15 protein-coding genes, 9 pseudogenes and 1 riboswitch are annotated in these 22874 nt (G+C 57.9%); of the genes and pseudogenes, 11 read left to right on the forward strand and 13 right to left on the reverse strand.

Annotated features, from left to right (window positions below; all coding sequences use genetic code 11):
- On the forward strand, positions 1-309 hold the full coding sequence (locus tag AU14_RS23930) for a capsular polysaccharide export protein, LipB/KpsS family (RefSeq protein WP_407942857.1): 309 nt from the start codon (positions 1-3) through the stop codon (positions 307-309).
- Positions 258-455: a hypothetical protein gene (locus AU14_RS19580; RefSeq protein WP_148312755.1), complete on the forward strand. Its 198-nt coding sequence runs from the start codon at positions 258-260 to the stop codon at positions 453-455. The genes AU14_RS23930 and AU14_RS19580 overlap by 52 nt, the downstream gene beginning before the upstream one ends.
- 8 nt (positions 456-463) lie before the next feature.
- On the opposite strand, the gene AU14_RS18710 is transcribed toward AU14_RS19580, so the two are convergent.
- From AU14_RS18710 to lpxL, 11 genes and pseudogenes are all read right to left on the reverse strand, one after another.
- Positions 464-1117: a hypothetical protein gene (locus tag AU14_RS18710; RefSeq protein ID WP_052472053.1), complete on the reverse strand. Its 654-nt coding sequence runs from the start codon at positions 1115-1117 to the stop codon at positions 464-466.
- Positions 1118-1138: 21 nt separating this feature from the next.
- The gene (locus AU14_RS13310) at positions 1139-2257 is read right to left on the reverse strand and encodes a glycosyltransferase (RefSeq protein WP_236744075.1); all 1119 of its coding nucleotides are present in this window, start codon (positions 2255-2257) and stop codon (positions 1139-1141) included.
- 38 nt (positions 2258-2295) lie between these two features.
- The gene (locus AU14_RS13315; RefSeq protein ID WP_041341570.1) at positions 2296-3126 is read right to left on the reverse strand and encodes a glycosyltransferase family 2 protein; all 831 of its coding nucleotides are present in this window, start codon (positions 3124-3126) and stop codon (positions 2296-2298) included.
- Positions 3127-3226: 100 nt separating this feature from the next.
- The gene (locus tag AU14_RS13320) at positions 3227-4135 is read right to left on the reverse strand and encodes a lysophospholipid acyltransferase family protein (protein ID WP_041341573.1); all 909 of its coding nucleotides are present in this window, start codon (positions 4133-4135) and stop codon (positions 3227-3229) included.
- 2 nt (positions 4136-4137) lie between these two features.
- Positions 4138-5552: pseudogene (locus tag AU14_RS13325) on the reverse strand (mannose-1-phosphate guanylyltransferase/mannose-6-phosphate isomerase).
- A gap of 162 nt (positions 5553-5714) precedes the next feature.
- On the reverse strand, positions 5715-6383 hold the full coding sequence (locus AU14_RS13330; protein ID WP_041341575.1) for a YrbL family protein: 669 nt from the start codon (positions 6381-6383) through the stop codon (positions 5715-5717).
- Between the two features lie 4 nt (positions 6384-6387).
- A pseudogene (locus tag AU14_RS23935) lies at positions 6388-7431 on the reverse strand (glycosyltransferase); the annotation flags it as partial.
- Positions 7428-8542 (reverse strand): annotated as a pseudogene (locus AU14_RS13340) (glycosyltransferase family 4 protein). The pseudogenes AU14_RS23935 and AU14_RS13340, both read right to left, overlap by 4 nt.
- Positions 8539-9354 carry an ELM1/GtrOC1 family putative glycosyltransferase gene (locus AU14_RS13345; protein ID WP_236744078.1) on the reverse strand — a complete coding sequence of 272 codons (816 nt, stop codon included), beginning with the start codon at positions 9352-9354 and terminating at the stop codon, positions 8539-8541. The pseudogene AU14_RS13340 and the gene AU14_RS13345 overlap by 4 nt, the downstream one beginning before the upstream one ends.
- On the reverse strand, positions 9294-9518 hold the full coding sequence (locus tag AU14_RS21820) for a hypothetical protein (RefSeq protein WP_236744079.1): 225 nt from the start codon (positions 9516-9518) through the stop codon (positions 9294-9296). Before AU14_RS21820 ends, AU14_RS13345 begins: the two co-directional genes overlap by 61 nt.
- A 40-nt stretch (positions 9519-9558) precedes the next feature.
- Positions 9559-10506, reverse strand: a complete 948-nt coding sequence (lpxL, locus tag AU14_RS13350; protein ID WP_094191219.1) for an LpxL/LpxP family Kdo(2)-lipid IV(A) lauroyl/palmitoleoyl acyltransferase — start codon at positions 10504-10506, stop codon at positions 9559-9561.
- 122 nt (positions 10507-10628) lie between these two features.
- Between lpxL and waaA the strand changes: the two are divergent.
- Positions 10629-11881, forward strand: a pseudogene (waaA, locus tag AU14_RS13355) (lipid IV(A) 3-deoxy-D-manno-octulosonic acid transferase).
- A 34-nt stretch (positions 11882-11915) separates the two neighbouring features.
- On the opposite strand, the pseudogene AU14_RS13360 reads toward waaA, so the two are convergent.
- Positions 11916-13294 (reverse strand): annotated as a pseudogene (locus tag AU14_RS13360) (TolC family outer membrane protein).
- 204 nt (positions 13295-13498) lie between these two features.
- A riboswitch (TPP riboswitch) is annotated at positions 13499-13618 on the forward strand.
- A gap of 94 nt (positions 13619-13712) precedes the next feature.
- Between AU14_RS13360 and thiC the strand changes: the two are divergent.
- The 5 genes and pseudogenes from thiC (at position 13713) to AU14_RS21825 (ending at position 17817) form a co-directional block, all read left to right on the forward strand.
- A pseudogene (gene thiC, locus AU14_RS13365) lies at positions 13713-15585 on the forward strand (phosphomethylpyrimidine synthase ThiC).
- A gap of 110 nt (positions 15586-15695) precedes the next feature.
- Positions 15696-16312 (forward strand): annotated as a pseudogene (locus AU14_RS13370) (NUDIX domain-containing protein).
- Positions 16312-16797: a DUF1249 domain-containing protein gene (locus tag AU14_RS13375; RefSeq protein ID WP_041341578.1), complete on the forward strand. Its 486-nt coding sequence runs from the start codon at positions 16312-16314 to the stop codon at positions 16795-16797. The pseudogene AU14_RS13370 and the gene AU14_RS13375 overlap by 1 nt, the downstream one beginning before the upstream one ends.
- Before the next feature lie 215 nt (positions 16798-17012).
- The gene (locus AU14_RS22930) at positions 17013-17147 is read left to right on the forward strand and encodes a hypothetical protein (RefSeq protein WP_269079052.1); all 135 of its coding nucleotides are present in this window, start codon (positions 17013-17015) and stop codon (positions 17145-17147) included.
- Between the two features lie 148 nt (positions 17148-17295).
- On the forward strand, positions 17296-17817 hold the full coding sequence (locus tag AU14_RS21825) for a metallophosphoesterase family protein (RefSeq protein ID WP_236744080.1): 522 nt from the start codon (positions 17296-17298) through the stop codon (positions 17815-17817).
- On the opposite strand, the pseudogene metE reads toward AU14_RS21825, so the two are convergent.
- Positions 17811-20094: pseudogene (gene metE / locus AU14_RS13385) on the reverse strand (5-methyltetrahydropteroyltriglutamate--homocysteine S-methyltransferase). The gene AU14_RS21825 and the pseudogene metE overlap by 7 nt on opposite strands.
- A 128-nt stretch (positions 20095-20222) precedes the next feature.
- Here metE and AU14_RS13390 point away from each other — a divergent pair.
- From AU14_RS13390 to AU14_RS13400, 3 genes and pseudogenes are all read left to right on the forward strand, one after another.
- Positions 20223-21112, forward strand: a pseudogene (locus tag AU14_RS13390) (LysR family transcriptional regulator).
- Positions 21113-21158: 46 nt separating this feature from the next.
- Complete coding sequence (gcvH, locus tag AU14_RS13395) at positions 21159-21551, forward strand: glycine cleavage system protein GcvH (RefSeq protein ID WP_041341580.1); 393 nt, start codon at positions 21159-21161, stop codon at positions 21549-21551.
- Positions 21552-21657: 106 nt separating this feature from the next.
- Positions 21658-22854: a class I SAM-dependent rRNA methyltransferase gene (locus AU14_RS13400; protein WP_041341582.1), complete on the forward strand. Its 1197-nt coding sequence runs from the start codon at positions 21658-21660 to the stop codon at positions 22852-22854.
- The last annotated feature ends 20 nt before the right edge of the window (positions 22855-22874 follow it).

A 22874-nucleotide genomic window follows, 5' to 3' on the forward strand; every position in this document is an offset into this window, starting at 1 on the left:
ATGCTGAAAAGCAAAAGGTCGTTCAGGCATCCGGACTTTTATCGTATTCTGGCCAGTATGCGGGGAGTAGCTTTGGTCGACGAGCGAATGGCGTCATTTGATCTTATTGACGAGTCCGAGGCCGTTGTTACTCTGACCGGTACGGTCGGGTTTGAGGCGCTGTGCCGGGGAACGCCTGTTATTGTGATGGGGGATGCTGCGTACCGGTCATACCCTGGAGTGGTTGATTTGTACGATCGGCCTATGGTGGAATCGATTTGGCAAATGAAATTAAGCTGGCGCGGCAAAGTCTTTCAGTTAAAACGGTGATTGAGTCTTCTGCCGGATATACCGAGGCGGTAACGATTTCTGACGAAAAAGTCAGCGAGTTGCTCAGTGGTGAAAGTATGGGTCTTTGTCTGCATCAACTGGCTGACCACATAAACCAAGGAAGAGGTGATGTGGCCGCTGAATGACCCGATGTTCAGTGGTGCGTCCGTTGCCGATAGTTCAACAAATGCCCAATGGCTGGCCTGTAAGTTGCGCCTAGCTGTACCGGAATCACACTGAACTCGAGAGCTATTGCCATGGCCAGCCGATGGTGACCTTTCTTGCCAAAGACTGGCTCACCATCGGGTCCGATGTGAACAAGTATGCCGCCTTCTTCTCGGAAATTGCCCGGGATAAAGTCCTGACGACTACTGAGCATTCCGGCGCGTTTAACCTCGCGAAAAAGCTCGTCCAGTTCTTGGTAACGGGTTTTCACCTCCTCATGGGTGCGTAGGCGATCAACCTTACCGTTGCGGCGAATCTGCGCCATCATCAGATCAATTATGCCAGAGTCTTCCCAGCTTACCCCATCACGCCAGTGCGCTAAGCAGGCCCTTAAAGAGGGTAGGTCGCTGACCATCGAGTAACCTTTCTCTGGCCAACTCGCAATGACGGCGCCACTCTGTTTAGAGCTTCCTATCTTTAACGCTCTTTGAATGCGGTCTGTCGGAACCCAGAGTTGTTCCGCGAAACGTGGAGCGTCCTCTCCATATCGTTTTTGATTTTGCCTATCAGTTTTCCAGGCCCGAATCCGACTGTTCCAGTTCCTGCGGATCTGCTCAAATCTGGATTTTTCCGTAATGCTCATGTGGCTTGGCGCCTTAAATCATCATGAAGAAGTTGTCGCTTCCGGTGTCGCAAGAAAAGCAGCAACCACTACCTGGCTCTGGAACGGTGCCAGCCATTCTTCTTTCACTGTTACTGGCAGTCGCCCGACCACGGACGATAATCCCTCGGCAAGCCCGTCTATGGTTGGCTCTGTCAGGAATAATTCCAGTTTGCCACGAAATACATCCCTAACACCGCCGCGGCTATCAACCGACATGATAGGGGTGCCGCACGCCAACGCCTCGGTCAGCACAATGCCCAGCCCCTCGTATTCCGAGGCAAGTACGAAAAGTTCGGCGTTTTTCATCCACGGGTAGGGGTTGGATCGCTGACCGGCGAAGATGACACGGTCAGCGATACCGAGCGCTTCGGCATGCTGTTCCAGTTCTTGGCGCAGCGGACCTTGACCGACGATCACCAATTTTTGAGGAAGTTGGGCTTTGGCAAAGGCTTCCAAAAGGAGTGCGTGGCCTTTCTGAGGAACCAGTCGCGCTACGTTCACGATGTAGGGTTCGGCTGGAATATCCGGGTCGTCTTGCTCTGCAAGTTCCCGAATTTGCTCAACGGGGCAGGGGTTAGTAATCACCCGCAGGCTCTTGGGCTGGATGTTGCCTTTAGTAAAGGCCTCGTGGGCTGACTCGGCAACACCTGATGATACGCAGGCAAGGTGGCGTTGGTCGAAAACCAGCTTCCACTCCAACTTTTTCTGCCATAAGGGGCGGTCGTAGTGAATGACGTTCTCCAAGACATACACGCAGCGGTCGTCGCGCAGCGACCAGAAGTACTTGAAGGTGCCCAAGCCGCGGAAAACTATCCGGTCGAAGCGACCATAACGATGCTCCATCTTTTTAATTTTGCGCTTCAGCAGCCAGCCACTCAGCCAGCCCACCCACATAAAGTGGGATTTAGGTAGGACAACACCCAGCAAAAGCCGTGAAAGCAGGAACACGGGAATGCCAACCACCGACTTCAGGAGAGCTTGTGCCTGATCGAAATGATGCAGCGTTACCGAGTCATGGGACGGCTTTAAGTCATTGGGCCGATTTCGACAGGAAAGCAAATGGCTCTCATGCCCCTCTTCGGCGAAAGCGTCTGCCAGGTTGACCGCAACGCGCTCCATGCCTCCCATTTTGAGGCTGTGAATGACAACGAGGGTTCTCATGCTGTGGGCTTCTTGTCGATTCCGTTGACCGCCCAAAAGGTGCGGTTGTCTTTGACCGCTTTCCGAATTGCTCGATTCTTCGCCCAAATCTCAGGCTTTGAATAACCCCGGGCGTGGTCCAGGTGCAGGCACACGGTGCTGTAGCGGATCTGCTTGGATTTGTGGCCGTAGTTCCACAGGCGCTCGCCCAGCTCCCGGTCAAGCCCCCCGTACTGCATGTCTTCATTGAAGCCGTTAACCGCGATCAGATCTTTGGTCCAGGTAGAGCTGTTCATGCCGTTCCAGCTGGACGCTGCAGGCGTCACGGCGTTCATCAGTTTTTTAACCAGCGGGGAGGGTGACAGCTTCCAGAGCTTGTGGTTTTTTGGCTGGCCATGTTCGACGAGCCATTCTGGAGTGAAGATCACGCCGGAGCGAATGTCGTCATCAGAGATTTTTTCCGACACCGGCATGGTGAGTTTGATGTACCCACCTGAAAGGAAATGTCCGGGCTCTGCCAGGGCGCGGTGGGTCTCGATAAAGCGCGGCTCGGGAATGCAGTCGCCATCGGTGAAGATCAGATAGTCACAGCTGGTTTCCTGAATGGCCTTGTTCAGAATTTGGCACTTTCGGAAACCGTCGTCCTCATGCCAGACATGGTCGATGGCAAGGATGCCGCGTTCCCGGAAACTTTCAATCAGCTCCCGGGTTTGTTCCGTGGAACCGTCATCGGCCACGATGACCCGAAAGTCTTTCCAAGTCTGGTTTTCATACCCGCTCAGAACCTTGCCAAGCCACAAGGGGGAGTTGTAGGTGGTAATAACCACGCCGATGGATTGTGGTGTCATAACGTTGTTGGGCCCGTGACGGTTCGCATGAAAATTTGGGGCCTAGTATACACGCGCGAGGTGCTTGTTGCCTGTCAGGACTTCTTACCATCCGGTAGGTTTAGCGGCACAGTTTTTTCGGATTGTAGGGGTTAGGGGTTCCCGGTGTGAGGTGGCGGAAACGCTTGTACTCCCATTGGTACTGCTCGGGAATTTCACGCACACAGTTTTCAATGGACAGGTTCATCGCAGTGGTCGCAACGATAGGGTCAGTGGCATCGAGGTCTGGTTCGCATTCGCGAATCACCAGCCGAAAACCCTTGCCGTCTTTCAAACGCTCACAGAAGCCCATCAGCGGAGTAGCCCCAGACTTCTGAATGAGTTTGGACACCAGGGTCATCGTTCGCACGTTGAGGCCGAAAAATGGCGCGTGGGCCACGCCTTTCGCGCGAGGGCTCTGATCAGGCAGGATTCCTGCCACACCCCCTTCCCGCAATAGGGTAATCAGGCGGGCGAGCCCGCGCCGGTCACCCCGCACTAATTCCGAACCAAGGCGTCCGCGGACCCGAATCATGTAATCCTCGAACTCACGAATGTGGGGCGGGCTGTAGAGCGCCGCCATTTTGTGGTGTGAGGAAAAATACAGACCAGTCAGCTCCCAATTGCCAAGATGGGGCGCCAGCAACACGAGGCCCTTGCCCTTGGCAATAGCCTCGTGGACCAAATGCTCACCCTCGACTTCCCGAATCAATTCGAGACAATCCTGCACCGGCCATTCCCACATCAGTGGAATTTCCATCAGGGTTTGGCCGGTGTGCCGAAGGCTTGAGCGGGATAGATCCCGGCGCTGTTCTTCGGGCATGTCCGGAAAGCAGATGCGAATGTTGGTTTCCGTCACTTTGCGCGACCGGCTATTGAGAACCCAGCCCAGAGTACCGAGTAGGCGGCCAATCAATTGGGCGCATCGCAGGGACAGCTTGCCGGCCAGCTTGAGCGCAAAAATCAGGAATGTAGCTTTCGATAACGCCATGATTAATTGCGGCCGTACCGATCTTCGAACCGGACTATGTCATCTTCACCTAGGTAGGAGCCCGACTGCACCTCAATCAGCTCCAGGTCTATCACCCCCGGGTTCTCCAGGGAATGAACCTGGCCAACTGGAATGAAGGTGGACTGGTTTTCAGTGACAAGATAGGTTTTTTCGCCATTGGTCACCCGGGCGGTGCCGCTGACCACAATCCAGTGCTCAGCCCGGTGGTGGTGCATCTGCACCGACAGCTTGGCTCCGGGCTTAACGGTAATGCGTTTAACCTGATAGCGGGTGCCGTTATCAATTGAGTCGTAGACGCCCCAGGGACGGTAGACCTCGCGATGGTTCATGTGCTCATGGCGACCATCGTTGCGGATCTGCTCGACCACGCTTTTCACGTCCTGAACTTTGTCCTTGTGAGCCACAAGGAGTGCGTCCTTCGTTTCGATGATCACCAGGTTATCGACACCGACCGTTGCGACCAGACGGCTGTCGGCGCGCACCAGGGTATTCTCGGTGTCCCGTGCAATCACGTCGCCGGTCAGGCTGTTGCCGGCTTCGTCCTTTGAGCTGACATCCCAGAGTGCTGACCAGGAGCCAATGTCACTCCAACCCGCGTCGAGGGCAACCACGGCTGCTTTGTCGGTCTTCTCCATAACCGCGTAGTCCACCGACTCAGCCGGGCACTGGGCAAACAGGTCGGCATTAACCCGGGTAAAGTGCAGGTCTTCGCTGGCGTCGGCGATGGCCGCCTTGCAGGCAGACAGGATGTCCGGCCGGTGCGTTTCCAGCTCCTTTAGGTAGTCGCGGGCGGAGAACAGGAACATGCCGCTGTTCCAGAGGTAGTCGCCGGAGTCGAGGTAGGCATTCGCCGTATCCAGGTCCGGTTTTTCGACGAATTTGTCGACCGAGTAGCACTCGGTGGCGAGTTCAGCCCCCCGATGAATGTAGCCATAACCGGTTTCCGGATGGCTGGGTACGATACCGAAGGTGACCAGCTTGCCTTGCTCCGCTAGAGGGATGGCCCTGGCAACGCCCTGCTGGAAAGCTTCGGTGTTCTGGATCAGATGATCCGCTGCCAGTACCAGCATCAGCGGGTTGTCGCTACCAGCACTCTCGCACAACTGGATAGCCGCCAGAGCGATGGCTGGCGCCGTGTTGCGCCCGCAGGGCTCAAGAATAATCTGGACATCGTCCTGGCCGGACTGCCGCATTTGCTCAGCAGCAAGAAAACGGTGTTCTTCATTGCAGATGAGCAGAGGTTTTTCTGCTTTTAATCCCTCAAGCCGAGCTACCGTTGACTGCAGCATGGACAGCGGGCTATCGGTCAGTTTCAGAAACTGCTTGGGGTTCAACTGTCGTGACAGGGGCCAGAGCCGCGAGCCGGTGCCGCCAGCATGATGACCGGATGAATCATAGGTTCACTCCAAGCTTGAGGTTGAGATGCCCGAAAAAATCTGTGTAAGGGGTGGGCATATTATCATATGGGCCTGACAGAGCCAGTGGCCGCGCCCTTGCAGACGGGAGAAAACCCGCCGGCCAAGGTGACTGAAGGGGCTGAAATTGGCACCGTGAAGGCCTAGAGTTTTTGTGAAAGCTCCCACGGCTCCTCTCTATCTCCGATTTCCCACTCGATGCGTTTGTAGAACCGGCGAATGCGCCGATCAATGTAGTGTAGCCGCCAATTCCGGCTGGTCGATAGGAGGCTCGGTATTAGCGGGGCACCGAGGCCATCCACCAGAAACAGCCTGAGCTTTTCGTTTCGCACGCCAAGCACCAGATTGTGTGGCAGCAGGTTGCGGGTCAGGATTCCTGTGCGTTGCAGCCAGTCGGTGAATTCCTCGACCAAGGCCTGGGCTGTTCCGTCAAAGCCAGCACGGGTCAGATAATGCTCGAAAGTTTCTGCAGCGCCGCCCTCAGGATTTGTTAGAAATTCGCTTTCATTGGCAGGGCCCTGTGCCGTGGCCGTCTGGCCATAAAAACGGGGCAGGTGGGCCCAGACCAGGTCTTCCTGACCTTGCTTCAGAAGGTGCTGAATGACAGTTTGTTCGTGGGCCTCGAGCTCCTGAAGGTTGTCGTTCAACCGCTTTTTCCCCAACAGCTTTTTCAGTGCCGGCTGCCGTTGGTAGCGGACCTCGATATTGTCGGGACGAATAACTTTCAGGCAGCGGTCGGGATAAATCGGGTGCCGGTAGCAATGGCGGTTGGAGCCGGAAGCAAATGGTGTCTGGTCGGACAGGTCGATCACGTCATGGCCTCCCGATAAAGCCTTTCAATGTTGTCCACCATGGCCTCGATGGTAAAGGCTGTTTTGACTCGCTGCATAGCTGGCACTTGCGCCTGTCGTGTATGCGTCAGGTCGGACAGGGCCTGGTCGATGACCGCCCGAAGGCCCTCGGCGAGGCCGTCCTGGCTCAATGCAGTTTTTGGCAGCAGCTCCACCGGTCCAGCCACCGGAGTCGAGACCACCGGGCAACCTGCCGCAAGGGCCTCGATCAGGACATAGGAGAATCCTTCCCGCTCGGAACTGATGATGGCCAGTTCTGCGTGCCGATAGACAGACCGTAAATCTTCGCAATAGCCGGGCAGAGTGACGTCGTTGTTCAGATTCAGGGTGTCGATCAGGCGTTCAAGCGAGGCCGTTCAGTGCCTTCGCCATAAATCGTCAATTGTGCCGGCTGTGTCAGCTGTGCCCAGGCTTCGATCAGTGTGTGGAACCCCTTCACCGGCTCCAGCCGGCCAACGGCTATGCATCTAGTTGGGGTCGCGTCGTCGGTGGTGGAAGCGCGGTCGTCATCGGGGCAGGGCGCGCGCTCTGAAACGTCTTCAGGAGTGATACCGTTGTAAATCAGGTGTTTGTTGTCGTGTTCCAGATTTTCGAAAACCCGGGGGCTGACCGCGATCACCGCGTCCTGACGCAGGAAAGCCCTATGGCTTTTCTTGATACCATGCACGGTGCCAACGCGCAGCGGCGCGAGGCCCGGTGGCGCTTGTCCGGCAAGTTGGGCCGCTTTGTTGCCGTGGGCATGCAGGACATCGGGTTTGATCCGGCGAAGGCATTGCCGCAGGGCAAAGCGAAGCCTTGGGTTCAGACGGCTGCATTCAACCGGTAGCGGATGAAAATGCACCTTGGCTGGAAACCGGTTCTGATAACTCCGGTGTGCCATGACGTGCACGCTGTGGCCGCGTCGGTTCAGCTCGAGGGCGAGATCAAACGTATGCTTTTCCATTCCGCCCCAGCCGGTGCCCGGCGTTGCAAACAGAAGCGCAATCGTCAGTGGCCGCGAGCGGTTCATGGCTGGGGTTCGCGCTCTGCCAGTACGGATTCGTAGACCTGAAGCGTGGCCTCGGTTTGCGCCTGGAGCTGAAATCGGTAGGGGATTTCAATAGTGGCTGGCCCCGAATCCAATAGCCTAACGACCGCCCTGGCGAATTCTTCGGTATCGTCCGGTGTTACCAGTCCGTCTCGAAAACACGCCTGCAGTGTCTCGGCCGCTCCGCCCCGATTGTAAGCAGCCACCGGTGTGCCCGAGGCGAGTGCTTCGGTAACCGTGCGCCCGAAGGGTTCCGGTTTGGTGCTCATGTGGCAGACCACATCTGCCAGCAGGTACAGCGTGGTCATGTCATTGCGCTGGCCCAGGAAGCTGACATGATCGGTCAGGTTCAGGCGGGCTCGTTCTTTTTCCAGCTCTTCCAGGAACGGTTCTTTACCCGGTTCGGCGCCGCCCACCACGATGCCGTGGCAGTCCGGGCGCTGGCGGATCAGTTCCGCCATCATCGCCAGGAAGTCCAGTTGACCTTTCCAGCGCGAAATCCGGCCCGGCATCATGATGATTTTCTTGCCGGCCAGCTGCGGGTACTGTCGAAACCATCGCTGCCGCCATTGTGTGCTGAGCTCGCGCTGGCGAAAGGCGCTGAGGTCGACCCCACGCTGGATGACCGTGAGTTTGTGTTCGGGAACCGGGTAATTGTCCAGTACGTAATCTCGAACACAGCTCGAGACCGCAATCAGGTGGTCAGCGCGGGTCATGATGGCGCTGTAGGGGGTGACCGAGTACATGCCGTGAAACGTGGCTACTACCGCCGGCCGCTCGCTGGCGGGGATGCCTCTGAGCGCCAGTCGGATGATCCAGGCGGGCATGCGCGACCGGACATGAACGATGTCCGGTTTCAGCTCCCGCAAGAGCTTGCGCATAGGCAGGATCTGTCCGAACGATGCGGGTGATTTTCGGTGGATGGGCATGAAGATGTGGTGCGAACCCTGGCCGCGCAGCTGCTCGGCCATTGGGCCACCCTTGGAGACCACGTAGGATTCATGGCCACGCTTGACCAGATCAGACGCAAATTCACAGTGCCTCGTTCCACCCCTCCGCTGTATAACGCGGGCAGGGCCTGGAGAATTCTCATCCGTTTGTCCTTTTGTTCGCCGGTGGGTTTGCTCTAAAGGTGGGCAAGTGCCGGTCAATGACCCAGCGTGCCGCCCGATCGGACTCCCAAAGTGTGGTCGTTGGAACGGTCTTCTCGGCCATGACGGCAACGTGATCGGTCCAGCGGGCGATTCGTCCGTTTTCTACCAGGTGGCCAATACCTTGGGCGACGCGGCTGGCAGGGCGAGCGGCGAGCTCGAAAATACCGGTTGGCACCCCCGCCGTTGCCGCCTCACACACCATGGACATGCTGTCCGGGGTGACCCAGGCGGCTCTGGATGCGGCCAGCTGGTGCGAAAGCCAGTCCTGGTAAGTGTCCTTCGGGTGAACAATGGAAATTTTGGGGCCTTGCAGCTCTACCAGTCGGGCCAGCAGTTCCTCCGGAGTTCGGCGGGAGCCGCCGATGGTCCAGCGCCATGCCGGGTATTGCCCGATCAGATTATTGATCTGTCCGAGCAGCACGTCATTGTCCCACTCAAAATGCGGCGACGGGCCACCGATGAGTATCAGGGCCTCTGGTTTGTCGGTGATGCGGGCCAGAGGCGTGATCGAATTAAGTGCGCCCTCGGTGAGCAGAACGTGTTTGCTGTGGATGGCATCGTGGGCCGGGGTGATCACGCCGTCGACCCAGCTAAGGGGGAAGCCGGGTTTCATGAGGGTTAGCGTCTTGGCGCGGCCGACTCTGCGCAGGGACAGCAACAGCCGGTGGGTGCCCGTTCCTGCCGCGACAATCAGGTTCGGCGATGGCAATTCGGCATCAAGGTGGGGGCGATGCCCAGCAGAGCGCGCCATACGGGTACCGAAACTTCGCTGGCATCAATCCAGTGTAGGCTGGCGCCGGTGAGCACGCGAAGGCGATTGCCTAGCCCCTTTAGCTGACTCCGGTGGCCCGCTTTGTTGTCGGTCAGCAGCCAGACCACAGGCGTGCCGTTGTTACGGTCAGTGGGATTGGTCATGGGCTCCAGTCATAATAACCGGCCTCCGTAGGCGTGCTGGTTAGTGGCGTCCATAAAAGCCTGGGTCGCCGACGTTCGGGCGAGTCTTGAAGCGGCGGTGCATCCACAGATACTGCTCCGGCGCCCGGCGAATTTCCCGTTCAATGGTGCGGTTAACGAGCGTGGCATCCTGTAGATCATCGCCGCTGGGAAAGTTCTCAAGAGCCGGATGAAAGTAGATATCGTATCCGGGCTGGCCTTCACGGCGGACGTGGCTAAAAGGCACGACGGCACAGCCGCTGCGCTCGGCAATGCGGGATGTGGCCGTTATGGTGCCTGCAGGGATGTCGAAGAACGGGGCAAAGACAATGTCCTTGCGGCCGTAATCCTGATCGGTGGCGTACCAGACCGCGCGATTGTTTTTCAGGCTTCTGAACAGACCGCGCAAATCCCTGGCACCGAGGACCTTGCCGTACCGGCGCTCCCGTGCCCGCGTCATCACCGCATTCATCAGGGGATTGTTGTGATCCCGCTGCATGACATCGGCATTGATGTACTCGGTGACCAGGCTGCCTCCGAGATCCAAAGTGCTGTAGTGGCCGCCAAGCAAAAGAACACCCTTGCCGCGAGCGAGGGCCTGCTCAAAATGTTCGAGCCCATGAACGGTGGTAATGGAGGTTAGCTTAGCGGGATCTCGGAACCAGGCCAGGCCCAGCTCCATCAGGCCAATACCATTGGCAATGAACGACTTGCGAACGAGAGCAGCTTGCTGTGCAGAGCTAAGTTCTGGAAAACACAGGCCAATGTTAATTTCGGTGATGTGGCGGCGGCTGCCTGCCAGGCGCCACGCCAGCAGTCCGGCGATTTTTCCGAGCAACCATTGAACCCGAATCGGTAGCTGCGCCAGCAACCACATCAGGCCAATGCCGATCCAGGTTGGCCACCACCGGGGGTGGCGGTAGGCGGAGTATTCGGTATTTCTCGGGACTTTTCGGTGTTTCTTCTTCACGGGAATAATGACCCTGCCTGTCCGTGAAACCGGCCGCCATCGCGGGCGAATGCCAGCATCAATCAGAAGTAAATCAATGGGTTTTCGGCTATGATACCTTACTGTTTTATCCGGAGTCCTGTGTGCTGCAATTTATCTATTCCCAGTTGATACGGTTACTTTTGCCTTTCATTTTGTTACGTCTATGGTGGAACGGTCGTCGGGCTCCGGAGCTTCGTCGAAACTGGTACCAACGGCTTGGCATAGTGCCTCGCTATGAGGGCGCTGTGGTCTGGGTGCATGCGGTATCTGTGGGTGAAACCATTGCAGCCGGCCCCATGGTTCGCCGCCTGTTGGCCCGCGACCCCAGTATCATCATCCTGATGACCGCAATGACCGACACTGGCCTGGCCCAGGCCCAAAAAATGTTCGGTGACCAGGTGCACTACGCCTACGCGCCCTATGATACGCCTGGCTCCATCCGACGGTTTCTGAAGCGGGCGCAACCCCGGATTCTGGTTATCATGGAAACCGAAATCTGGCCCAACATGATCCGCCAATGCCGAACGCTTGAGGTGCCGGTGTTCCTGATCAATGCCCGGCTGTCCGAGCGCTCAGCCCAGGGCTATGAGCGCATCAAGAGTCTCGCTACTCCGATCATGCGCAGCATCAGCTGGGTGGCCGCCCAGGCTGAAAAAGATGCCGAGCGCTTCTGCCGCATCGGCGTTGCAAGCTCGAAAGTTGCCGTCACCGGAAGCGTTAAGTTCGACGTGGATATCACCGAAGAGGTTCGCAGCGCATCGGCAGAGCTACGGCAGTCCCTCTCCAGGCCGGCAGTATGGATCGCCGGTAGCACGCATGAGGCGAAGATGCCCAGTTGTTGGAAGCGCATCGGAAGGTGCTTGCCGTCCATCCGCGCACTCTGCTCATTATTGTACCGCGCCATCCCGAGCGCTTTGAGTCGGTAGCCGACAAAGTTGAAAAAGCCGGTCTGACGCTGGCACGCCGTTCAACCGGTAACGGCGTAGCGTCGGCGGATGTTTATCTGGCCGATACCATGGGCGAGTTGATGATGCTCTACGGCGCCAGTGACATGGCGTTTGTGGGAGGGTCGTTGATCGAGCGCGGCGGCCATAACCCGCTGGAGCCGGCGGCCTGGGGAATTCCCGTTTTTTCTGGGCCGCACGTGTTTAACTTCGAGACCATCTACCAGCGACTGCTGGACGATTCCGGTGTAAAACTGGTGGCCGACGCCGATGAGTTGTCGTCCCACCTTGTCCAACTGATCAGTGACGACAATGAACGCCAAACCCTTGGTGACCGGGCGCTGGCGGTCGTCAACAAGAACCGGGGAGCGCTGGACAAGGTTGTCGACGGGATCGTAGAGCGGATTTAAGGCGAGCCCGGGGTTGTCGAGCCCGCCTCACGTTTTACTGAGCCGGGTTGTCCAGAACCTTGTCTTCGTTGGCCAGCGCTTCAATGCCCGGCGCCGACTCACTCAGCCAGTTGTTCAGTGCAACCAGATCCTGAGGGCTCAGCGTGCCGGCAGCCTGCTTGAGCTGCAGGGTGTTGATTACGTAGTCGTAGCGAGAGTTGGCGTAGTCCCGGAGTGCCACGTAATAGGCCCGCTCGGCATCCAGAACCTCAACGATGTTTCGTGTGCCAACCTCGTACCCGGCCCGGGTGGCGTCCAGGGCGCTGCGGCGGGAGACAATGGTCTGCTCAAGGGCTGAGGCGGTCTCGATGTTGTTGTTTACGGTCAAAAACAGGCTGCGCGTGCTCACCCGTACGTCACGACGAACGGTTTTCAGTGACTGCTCGGCCACGGTGACCAAGGATCGCCGCTGGCGAACGCCGGCCTGCGTACCACCACCGGTGTACAGTGGCACGTTCAGAGTCACGCCAATCACGCCCTGGGTGGTGGTGCCGTCCCTTTGCGCCTGAAAGCGCTGGGGTCTTCCAGGCCATCAGTCTTGGTCTTTCCGTAAGAGGCGGTCAGGTCCAGGGTAGGAGAGTGGCCAGCCTTTGCAGACTTGAGATTGGCCTCACTGACATTCAAATCGTACAGGGCCGATTGGACAGACCAGTTCTGGTCGAGTGCTGTAGCTTCCCAGGCTGAAGGATCCATCGGTTCCGGACGACCCAGTGGGAAATTCTGCCGCAGATTTTCAATCTCTTCCGGGAACTCACCGGTCAGTCGAGCTACCTGCTCCTGGGCAATGTTGAGCTGGTTTTCCGCGACAATGCGCTGGCTGCGAGTGTCATCGTAAGTGGCGCGTGCCTCGTAGACCTCGGTAATAGCAATCAGGCCAACGTCAAAGCGTTCTTGGGCCTGCTCATACTGACGCTGGATTGCGGCTTCGGCCGCGCGGGTCGTGATCACGGTGTCTCTGGCGCGGAGCACGTTGAAGTATGCGGTCGCCACATCCAATATCAGCTGCTGTTGAGCCAGGTTGTAGTCGGCGCGCGCAGATTCCGTCTGAAACTTGCTGGCGTCGTAATCGAACCAGGCGTCGGCCCGGAACAGGGGCTGGGTGAGCTGAACCCCGTAGGCAAATTCGCGGTAGCTGTTGTCCTGGTTGGGGCCTTCCACATCGATGTAATTGGCCTCGCCAAATGCGCCGACCTGGGGCAGCAGTACGCTGCGAGTTACATCGCTGGCGGCCTGCTGGGCTTCGAAGCTGGCCTGGGCAGCGGCAATGCCGGAATCGTAGGACAGGGCTTTCTCATAGGTTTCCATCAAGTCGATAGAAAGGGCGGGCTGAGCCACCATGAGGCCAACAAGTCCGGAAAGCAGACGTTTCTTCATTGTTTCTCCTGAATACCTGTGGACGTGAGCGTCCTACTCGCAAACGCTGACTTGGCCGCTGCACTGTTCAATTGGCCGCCGCACTGTGCAAGTTGTGCAGAATCAGACCGTTGATAAGGCGTTGGTGCGCCATTATGGACAATAATCAGTCACAGCTCTACACTTGCAAACGGCACTCATTTGCGGTGTCACACAAAACAGATTCGCGTCTTGACGGGGTGCTGGTCTGCCTAAACTAAATATGGGCAGACGGCTGAGATTGCAACGCAGAACCCGCGACCTGATCCGGATAATACCGGCGTAGGAATTAAGACCACATAGCTGATTGGCTCAACGTGTCTCCGCTTACATAAGGCGAGACCGTGCTCAGCTCCGTCATACGCGACCCGACGTCCAATAAAAGTTCCGGGAGCAAACGATGACAGAGCTACCTTCTTACCTCAGCGATTCCGCCCAGGTGGATTCCGCGGCGGTCAAGCCGCTACCCAATTCCCGCAAAGTTTACGTATCAGGCAGCCGCCCCGATCTTCGGGTGCCCATGCGCGAGATTTCACTGGCCGACACCCCGACCGAAATGGGTGGGGAAAAGAACGAAGCGGTGATGGTCTACGACACCTCTGGGCCGTACACCGATCCCGAGGCCACGATTGACCTGCGCAAAGGCCTGGCGCCGATTCGCGCAAGCTGGATCGCAGAGCGTAACGACGTGGAACCGCTGTCCGGCTACAGCTCGGAATTCACCCGGCGCCGCATGAACGACCCCCGGCTGGATCCGCTTCGGTTTATGGATGAGCGCAAACCCCTGCGGGCCAAGCCCGGCTGCAATGTCAGCCAGATGCATTATGCCCGCAAAGGCATCATCACGCCGGAGATGGAGTACATCGCCATCCGGGAAAACCAGAAGTTGCAGGAGGCCCGGGAGCGTGGCCTGTTGAAGGATCAGCATCCGGGGCAGTCGTTCGGTGCCAACCTGCCAGAGGAAATTACACCGGAATTCGTCCGCGACGAAGTAGCACGTGGCCGCGCCATCATTCCCGCCAACATCAATCACCCGGAATCGGAGCCGATGATCATTGGCCGCAATTTCCTGGTGAAGATTAACGCAATATCGGTAATTCCGCGGTCAGCTCCTCGATCGAGGAAGAGGTGGAAAAACTGACCTGGGGCATCCGTTGGGGTGCCGACACCATCATGGACCTTTCCACCGGCAAGAACATCCACGAAACCCGCGAGTGGATCGTGCGCAATTCGCCGGTGCCCATCGGAACCGTTCCCATCTATCAGGCCCTTGAGAAGGTCGGTGGCGTGGCCGAGGACCTGACCTGGGAAATTTTCAGGGACACCCTGATCGAGCAGGCAGAGCAGGGCGTGGACTACTTCACCATCCATGCGGGTGTCCGGTTGCACCACGTGCCGCTGACCGCGGCCCGGACCACCGGCATTGTGTCCCGGGGTGGCTCAATCATGGCGAAGTGGTGCCTGGCTCACCACCGGGAAAGCTTTCTGTACGAACACTTCGAAGACATCTGCGAAATAATGAAAGCGTACGATGTGTCCTTCAGCCTGGGCGATGGCTTGCGCCCGGGATCAATTGCCGATGCCAACGATGCAGCCCAGTTTGGCGAGCTGGAGACCCTGGGAGAGCTGACCAAGATTGCCTGGAAGCACGATGTGCAGGTGATGATCGAAGGGCCCGGGCATGTGCCATGCACCTGGTCAAAGAGAATATGGACAAGCAGTTGGAATGCTGCGGCGAGGCCCCCTTCTACACGCTGGGCCCGCTGATCACCGACATCGCACCGGGGTACGATCACATCACGTCCGGCATTGGTGCCGCGATGATCGGCTGGTACGCTGCGCCATGCTCTGTTACGTCACCCCTAAGGAGCACCTGGGGCTGCCCAACAAAGACGACGTCAAAACCGGCATCATCACCTACAAGATCGCGGCACACGCGGCTGACCTGGCCAAAGGCCACCCGCGCCCAGGTGCGCGACAATGCGCTGTCCAAGGCCCGGTTCGAATTCCGCTGGGAAGACCAGTTCAACCTGGGCCTCGACCCGGACACTGCCCGCGCCTACCACGATGAAACCCTGCCCAAGGATTCCGCCAAGGTTGCTCATTTCTGCTCCATGTGTGGCCCCAAGTTCTGTTCCATGCAGATATCCCAGGAGGTCAGGGATTATGCCAAGGAGCATGGCCTGGATGAGGTGGCTGCGGTGGACGTTGGCATGCAGGAGAAGTCTCGGGAATTTGTCGAGTCCGGCAGCAAGCTGTACGACAAGGTCTGATTTGATTGGGGGTGAGGGGATTGGAGATTGGTGCGCCGAGCGCCAATCCCCTTGCAATCGAGAACAGCCAAAGGCTATCGTTCGAAGTCATTGCCGAAACAGGGTGAACAATGACCGAACCATTTCAGTTCAACGCCAGCGACGTCACCATCGAGAAACGTGAAACGGTTTTCCAGGGCTTTTTCCGTATGGACAAGCTTTGGCTGACGCACGCGCGCTTCGATGGCCGGGATATGCCTGTTTTTACCCGCGAGCTGTTCATTCGTGGCGATGCCACCTGCGTTCTGCCCTACGATCCGGTCCGGGATGAAGTGGTGCTGCTAGAGCAGTTCCGCCTGGGGGCCTTGGCCGCAATCAATCACCCTGGTTGTTGGAACTGGTGGCCGGGATGAACGAAGACGGCGAAACACCCGAAGATGTGGCCCAGCGGGAAGGTCAGGAAGAAGCCGGGCTATCCTTTGGTAAGCTGACCAAGATCTGTGATTACATGGTGTCGCCCGGTGGCACTACCGAGCTGATCCATCTGTTTTGTGGTCTGATCAGCACCGAGGCAGCCGGAGGCCTTTATGGTGTCGAGCATGAGCATGAAGATATCCGGGCCCATGTGGTCAGTGCTGAGGCTGCCATTGCCATGATCCACGATGGCAGGATCAACAACGCAGCAGCTATTATTGCCTTGCAGTGGCTTGAACTGAATCGTTCAAGACTTCGGAAAGAGGCCAGCTAATGACTGAGTGGAGCATGCAACCAAAGCGCTATGTGCCGGACCTGCGGCAGCTTGGTGCCCTGTGTGATGGCAACTACCAGCGCTTGCGCCGTTTGCGCCAGCTCGAGGTGGACGGCAAGCCGGTGTGCGAGTTCGAGCTCCATCGTGAAAATGTCTACCTGGGTCGGGTCCAGATCAAGGTCCTGCAGACCGCCAAGTACACGGAAACCCTCCTGCTGGAACAGATCCACAATTCCGGACGCTGGCTCAATAACCCGCAGATGACCGCGCGTGTCTATCACGATGCCGCCATGGCTGAGGTGATCAGTTGCTATCGCGATCGCCAGATCGCACCGGTCAACGACTATCCCAACCGCTTTATGCACCACCCTGATGAAAAAGCCCAGGTTAACGGCTTCCTTGCGGACTGGCTGGACTTTTGCCTGCGCTTTGGTCACCTGCCGATGGAGCACGCAGCCTGGTCCGCTGGCGAAGGCGTCGATTGATCCGGATCTCCGGCCCGACATGGCCTGTAAGCGCCCGAATACCTGCAAGTGGGTGTGTCACAGTTGTCAAAAAGGGCATTTTGTCATCGGGGCCTGGTCAGAATGTGATCCCCGTGGCATTCATGAGAAGCTAATCCGCAAGCAGCCGTCGTACACTTGTCCGGGAGTTTGAACTGGGCACTGACTTGACCAAGGGCGTATCACTACAAAGGCGTATGACTACAAAAGATAGGAACCGGCCATTCCGGGTACTGCAGTTGACGGATCCGCACCTGATGGCCGATGCCAATGGCGAGCTTCTCGGGGTGAATACCGGGACAGCCTTGATGCCGTTATTGCCCAGGCGGTGAAAAGCCATGGTCAGCCGGATCTCATCCTGGCAACCGGGGACCTTGCCCAGGACGGCACCGAAGAAGCTACCGGGTCTTTGGCGACCGTCTGAAGGTGTTCTCTTGCGGTTCGGCCTGGCTGGCCGGCAATCACGATGAATCCGGAGTAATGCGGAGAGTTGCGTCAGAATATGAGGCTCATCGTCGGCAAATCATTCAGGGTGGCTGGCAATGTCTGTTGCTGGATTCCGCAGTGCCGGGACGGGTTTACGGCCAGCTGCCTCAATCTGAGCTGGACTTTCTTGAGTCCTCTCTGGCCGAACATCCGGAACTGCCTGCGTTGATCACGCTGCACCATCATCCGGTGGATGTTGGCTGCGACTGGATGCAGCCTATTGGTTTGCGCAACCGGGAGGACTTTTGGCAGATCGTGGATCGGTTCCCGCAGGTGAAAATCGTGCTGTGGGGGCACATCCATCAGGAGCAAGAGCTGAATAGAAATGGCGTGCATCTGATGGCCACGCCATCCACCTGTATCCAGTTCACGTCCGGCTCCAGCGATTTTTCCGTGGAGCCATTGGCGCCCGGCTACCGCTGGCTCGAATTGATGACCAGTGGCGAGTTCAGCTCCGAGGTGGGCCGGGCGAATGATTTCGAGTTCGAGCTGGACCAGAACAGTTCGGGCTATTGAGCGGAATGCTCAAGCCGGAGCGCTTTTGCAGCTCGAACCATGTTTTCCAGCGCCGGGACGACTTCCCCCCAGCCTCGCGTTTTCAACCCACAGTCCGGGTTAACCCACAATCGCTCGGCGGGAATCCGCTCTGCAGCCTTGCCGATCAGGGCCACGATGTCCTGTGGCTCCGGGATGTTGGGAGAGTGGATGTCGTAAACGCCCGGCCCTATGTCGTTCGGGTAGGACTTTTCCTTGAAGGCTTCCAGAAGAGCCATGTCCGATCGGGATGTTTCAATGGTGATCACATCGGCGTCCATCCGGGTGATGGCGCCCAGGATGTCGTTAAACTCGGAGTAGCACATGTGCGTGTGCACTTGGGTCTCATCCTTAACGCCATTCGCCGCGAGCCTGAAGGCATCGATGGCCCAATCCAGGTAGCCTGCCCAATCTGACTGGCGCAACGGCAGTCCCTCGCGGAGCGCGGCTTCGTCAATCTGGATGATCTTCAGGCCGGCCGCTTCCAGATCAAGAACTTCTTCCCGTATCGCCAGGGCCAGTTGCAGGGCCGTGTCCTTGCGGGGCTGGTCATCGCGGACAAAGGACCAGTTCAGAATCGTGACTGGGCCGGTGAGCATGCCTTTTACCGGTTTGTTTGTGAGTGACTGAGCGTAGCGGCTCCATTCCACCGTGATGGCTCGGGGGCGGGTGATATTGCCAAACAGGATGGGCGGCTTCACGCATCGGGACCCGTAGGACTGGACCCAGCCAAACTGGCTGAAGGCATAGCCGTCGAGATGCTCGCCGAAGTACTCCACCATGTCGTTGCGTTCCGCTTCGCCATGAACCAGAACATCAAGCCCAAGCTCCTCCTGCCTGCGGATGCAGTCAGCGATTTCGTCGCGAATCCGCGCTGTGTAGTCCTCCTCGGGCACTGCTCCCTTACGAAATTGCTGGCGGACCTTGCGGATTTCCTGAGTTTGGGGAAACGAGCCAATGGTGGTGGTTGGGTAAGCAGGCAGGGACAGCTGTCGGCGCTGGATCTCAAGTCTGGCGAGATAGGCCGACGTTCGGCAGCCGGCTGAGCGGTCCAGATTCTGTAGGGCCTGGGTGGCTGCTGCAGGGTTGGCGCGGACAGAGCTCTGTCGGCTCCGGGCCGCCGCTGCGTTTGTCGCCAAGACGTCCTTCACGGCATCACGGCCCAGATTCAGGCGCGGGCCAGTGTGGTCAGTTCTTCAAGTTTTTGCACAGCGAACGCGAGCCAGCCTTTGACCTCAGGGTCCAGTTGCTGCTCGCTCTCCAGGTCGACAGGAACATGCAGCAGTGAGCAGGAGGGCGCCAGCCACAACTGCTCACCCAGCTTTTCGTAAAGGGGCTCCAGCCAGTCCAGTGTTTTGCTCAGGTCGGTGCGCCAGATGTTGCGACCATTGACGACGCCCACTGACAAGACCTTGTGCGGCGCCAACCAGTCTGCAATCCGGCTGACCTCCTGGGGCGCGCTGATGGCGTCCAGATGCAGGCCTGCCACCGGCAAGTCGCAGGCGAGTTGGAGGTTTTCCCGCAGGTCGCCGAAGTAGGTGGTTAGCAGCAGTTTTGGCGCTGTCGTTTTCAGGTGGTGGTAGGCCAGGTTGAAGGCATGACGCCAGGCCAGGTCCAGTTCGGTGACCAGTATCGGTTCATCCACCTGAACCCAATCGATGCCTTGATCCGCAAGGTGCTCCAGCAGCTCAGCGTAGACCGGTAGCAGGCGGTCGAGCAGATCCAGCGGATTGGTGTCGTCCTTTGCTCTGCCCAGCCAGAGATAGGTGATGGGCCGATGATCACCGGTTTCGGCGTGACGCCCTGGTTTTTCGCTTCGGTGATCTGTGCCTGCAGGCGCTCGGGATTGAGAGCAAATGCGGTGCTCGCGTCGAATTCGGGCACGATGTAGTGGTAGTTGGTGTCGAACCATTTGGTCATGGCGCCGGCGTGGATCGACTGACATGAATCGTCGTGGGTCGCGCGTCCCCGGGCGACCCGGAAATACTGATCGAGGGCGGTTCCGCCTCCGTTTCGGGCTCGTTCAGGTAGGTGGTCCAGGGTAAAGCTCATATCCAGAACCTGATCGTAAAGCGAGAAGTCACCAACGGGCACCAGATCGAACTGACTCTGCGCGTGCCAGTTTTCCTTTCGCAGTCGGGCGCCAGTCTCGGTCAATTCAGTTTCGGTAATCTGGCCACGCCAGAACGCTTCCTGCGCAAACTTCAGTTCGCGTTGCTTGCCTATGCGGGGAAAGCCGAGATTGTGCGTGGTCACCATGGCTGATGATCTCCCTGTGTCTGTTTGGTTGGGATAGAAAGGAGCTAGCCTAAACTGCCTTGGCAATGAAAAATAATGGTATTATTTCAGACATCCATGAAAATAATTCACGCATTAGAGGTGTTGAGGTGCTGGACCGAAACCATTTGGAGATTCTCAGTGCCGTCGACCGTTACGGATCGCTGACCGCCGCCGCCGAGACGCTGAATCTGACTCAGTCGGCGCTCAGTCACGCCATTCGCAAGCTGGAGCAACAGTTGGGTACGGCCCTGTGGGTTCGGGAGGGGCGGCAGCTTCGGTTGACTCAATCGGGTGAGTATTTACTTGCACTGGCGAATCGGCTGTTGCCGCAGTTTGAACACGCCGAGAGGCTGGTCGACCAGTTTGCCAAGGGCCAGAGGGGTAGCCTGCGGGTCGGGATGGAGTGCCATCCTGCTACCAATGGTTGCTGAAGGTGGTTGGCCCCTACCTAGAGCAATGGCCTGACGTTGATGTGGATGTGAAACAGAAATTCCAGTTCGGCGGGATTGGTGCCCTTTACGGCCATGACATCGATATGTTGGTGACCCCGGATCCACTGCATCGTCCGGGCCTCGTGTTCCAGCCGGTTTTCGATTATGAGCAGGTGCTGGTGGTAGCTGATGGCCATCCGCTGGCGGGCGAGCAATGGGCGACGCCGAAGGATCTCGCCGGTGAAACGCTTATCACCTATCCGGTGGAGATTGAGCGGCTCGACGTTTACAGCCAGTTTTTGTTGCCAGCTCATGTTCGGCCTGCCCGCCACAAAACCATCGAAACCACCGATATCATGCTACAGATGGTCGCCACCGGGCGCGGAGTTGCGGCGCTGCCGCGTTGGCTGGTGTTGGAATACCGCGATAAAATCCCGGTCACGCCGGTGCGCCTCGGTGAACATGGCATCGCTAAACAGATCTTTTTAGGCCTTCGTGAGCGGGATCTGGGGGTGGACTACCTGAATTCCTTCATGACGATGGCCCGGGAGGTTAGCTGGCGTTAGGTACTTGCGGTAAACTGCGCGAAAAAACGCAATCAGGAATCCGATCATGAGTGACATACCTACAGATTTGAAATACATCGAAACTCACCAGTGGGTGCGTGTGTCTGACGATGGCACCGCAACCGTGGGCATCACCGACTTTGCCCAGGAGCAACTGGGTGATGTGGTTTACATTGGTGTGCCCGATCTTGGCGTGACGGTCAACGGCGGCGAAGAGGCCGGCGTGGCGGAATCGGTCAAGTCAGCATCGGATGTGTTCAGCCCGGTTACAGGTGAAGTCATTGTAGTGAACGAGGCCCTTGAGGATGAGCCGGAAAAGGTCAACGAAGACCCTTACGGTGATGGCTGGCTGTTCAAGGTCAAGCTGGTGGACCAGGGTGAACTCGACGGCCTCATGGACGCAACTGCCTATGCCGAGCACGTGGCTGCCGAAGGCTGATCTGAAGTTAGATGTCAGGCCATAAGCGCATGTTTTTTGCGGGGTGTCTGATTCACCCCGTCATGTATAATTCCCGCCCCATTTTTTTCACGACCAGGTGCCCGTTATGAAGTTTCCAGTGTTGTATTTACGAAAAGGCGCCGAGCGCAGGCTCCGGGCGGGCCACCTGTGGGTGTACAGCAACGAAGTGGATACCCGGCGTTCGCCGCTGACGGAGTTTGAAGCAGGCTCCCAGGCGGAGCTGCGGGCCGCCAACGATAAGCCGCTGGGAACGATATTCGTTAATCCCCATGCGCTGATCTGCGGTCGTTTGATTAGTCGGGATGCCAGTCACGGCATGACACCCAAGCGCCTGACCGATCGCCTGGAAACGGCTCTGTCGCTGCGGGAAAAGCTCTTTGACCGGCCGTTTTACCGTTGGGTGTTCGGTGACAGCGATGGCCTGTCCGGGCTGGTGATTGATCGCTTCGACGATACCGTCGTGGTGCAGATCTCCACCGCTGGCATGGAATTGCTGAAAGACGCCATCGTGCGTGCAGTGCAGCGCCTGGCTCACCCCACCGCGATCATCCTGAAGAACGATGGCAAGATGCGGAAAGTCGAGGGGCTTGAGACCTACGTTGAACAGGCCCATGGACCTGAGGTGTCTCTGTTAAAGGTGGAAGAAAACGGCGTACGCTTCGAAGTGCCGCTTGAAGGCGGCCAAAAAACAGGTTGGTTCTACGATCACCGGATGAATCGCCAGCGGTTGCAGTCTTACGCTCCCGGGAAGCGGGTGCTGGATGTGTTCAGCTACGTGGGCGGTTGGGGCATTCAGGCCGCCTGCGCCGGCGCTACCCAGGTTACCTGCGTCGACAGTTCGTCCTCGGCTATTGAGTCGGTGCATCACAATGCTCGCCTGAACGGTCTTGATAACGTGGAGACTCTTGAAGGCGATGCCTTTGAGGCGCTGAAAGCGTTGTGCGACGAGAAGGAAAAATTCGACATCGTGGTACTGGATCCGCCCGCACTGATTCCCCGACGTCGTGACCAGAAGGCGGGTGAGCAGGCGTATGCCCGGCTGAACCAACTGGGCCTGCGCCTGCTCGAGCGGGATGGCCTCCTGGTATCGGCGTCCTGCTCCATGCACCTGTCCCAGGATCGGCTAACCGATATCATTCGCAGCAGCGGCCGGAAGATTGACCGATTTGTGCAGCTGCTGGAGCAGGGGCATCAGGCGCCGGACCACCCGGTGATTCCGGGTATTCCGGAGACTGACTACATCAAGTCCAGCTTTGTCCGGTCTTTAACCGGATTCTTCTGATTGCATAGGCTGTCCCAGCT

Origin of the sequence: Marinobacter similis (genome assembly GCF_000830985.1) — a bacterium.
Taxonomy (GTDB): Bacteria; Pseudomonadota; Gammaproteobacteria; order Pseudomonadales; family Oleiphilaceae; genus Marinobacter; species Marinobacter similis.

Coding starts and splice junctions, on each gene's coding strand:
- AU14_RS21820 (WP_236744079.1), bottom strand. CDS start 9,518: ATGACCAATCCCACTGACCGTAACAACGGCACGCCTGTGGTCTGGCTG.
- AU14_RS13310 (WP_236744075.1), bottom strand. CDS start 2,257: ATGGAGCGCGTTGCGGTCAACCTGGCAGACGCTTTCGCCGAAGAGGGG.
- AU14_RS18710 (WP_052472053.1), bottom strand. CDS start 1,117: ATGAGCATTACGGAAAAATCCAGATTTGAGCAGATCCGCAGGAACTGG.
- AU14_RS22930 (WP_269079052.1), top strand. CDS start 17,013: ATGACTACAAAAGATAGGAACCGGCCATTCCGGGTACTGCAGTTGACG.
- AU14_RS13375 (WP_041341578.1), top strand. CDS start 16,312: ATGACTGAGTGGAGCATGCAACCAAAGCGCTATGTGCCGGACCTGCGG.
- gcvH (WP_041341580.1), top strand. CDS start 21,159: ATGAGTGACATACCTACAGATTTGAAATACATCGAAACTCACCAGTGG.
- AU14_RS23930 (WP_407942857.1), top strand. CDS start 1: ATGCTGAAAAGCAAAAGGTCGTTCAGGCATCCGGACTTTTATCGTATT.
- AU14_RS13345 (WP_236744078.1), bottom strand. CDS start 9,354: ATGGCGCGCTCTGCTGGGCATCGCCCCCACCTTGATGCCGAATTGCCA.
- AU14_RS13315 (WP_041341570.1), bottom strand. CDS start 3,126: ATGACACCACAATCCATCGGCGTGGTTATTACCACCTACAACTCCCCC.
- AU14_RS21825 (WP_236744080.1), top strand. CDS start 17,296: ATGCGGAGAGTTGCGTCAGAATATGAGGCTCATCGTCGGCAAATCATT.
- AU14_RS13320 (WP_041341573.1), bottom strand. CDS start 4,135: ATGGCGTTATCGAAAGCTACATTCCTGATTTTTGCGCTCAAGCTGGCC.
- AU14_RS13400 (WP_041341582.1), top strand. CDS start 21,658: ATGAAGTTTCCAGTGTTGTATTTACGAAAAGGCGCCGAGCGCAGGCTC.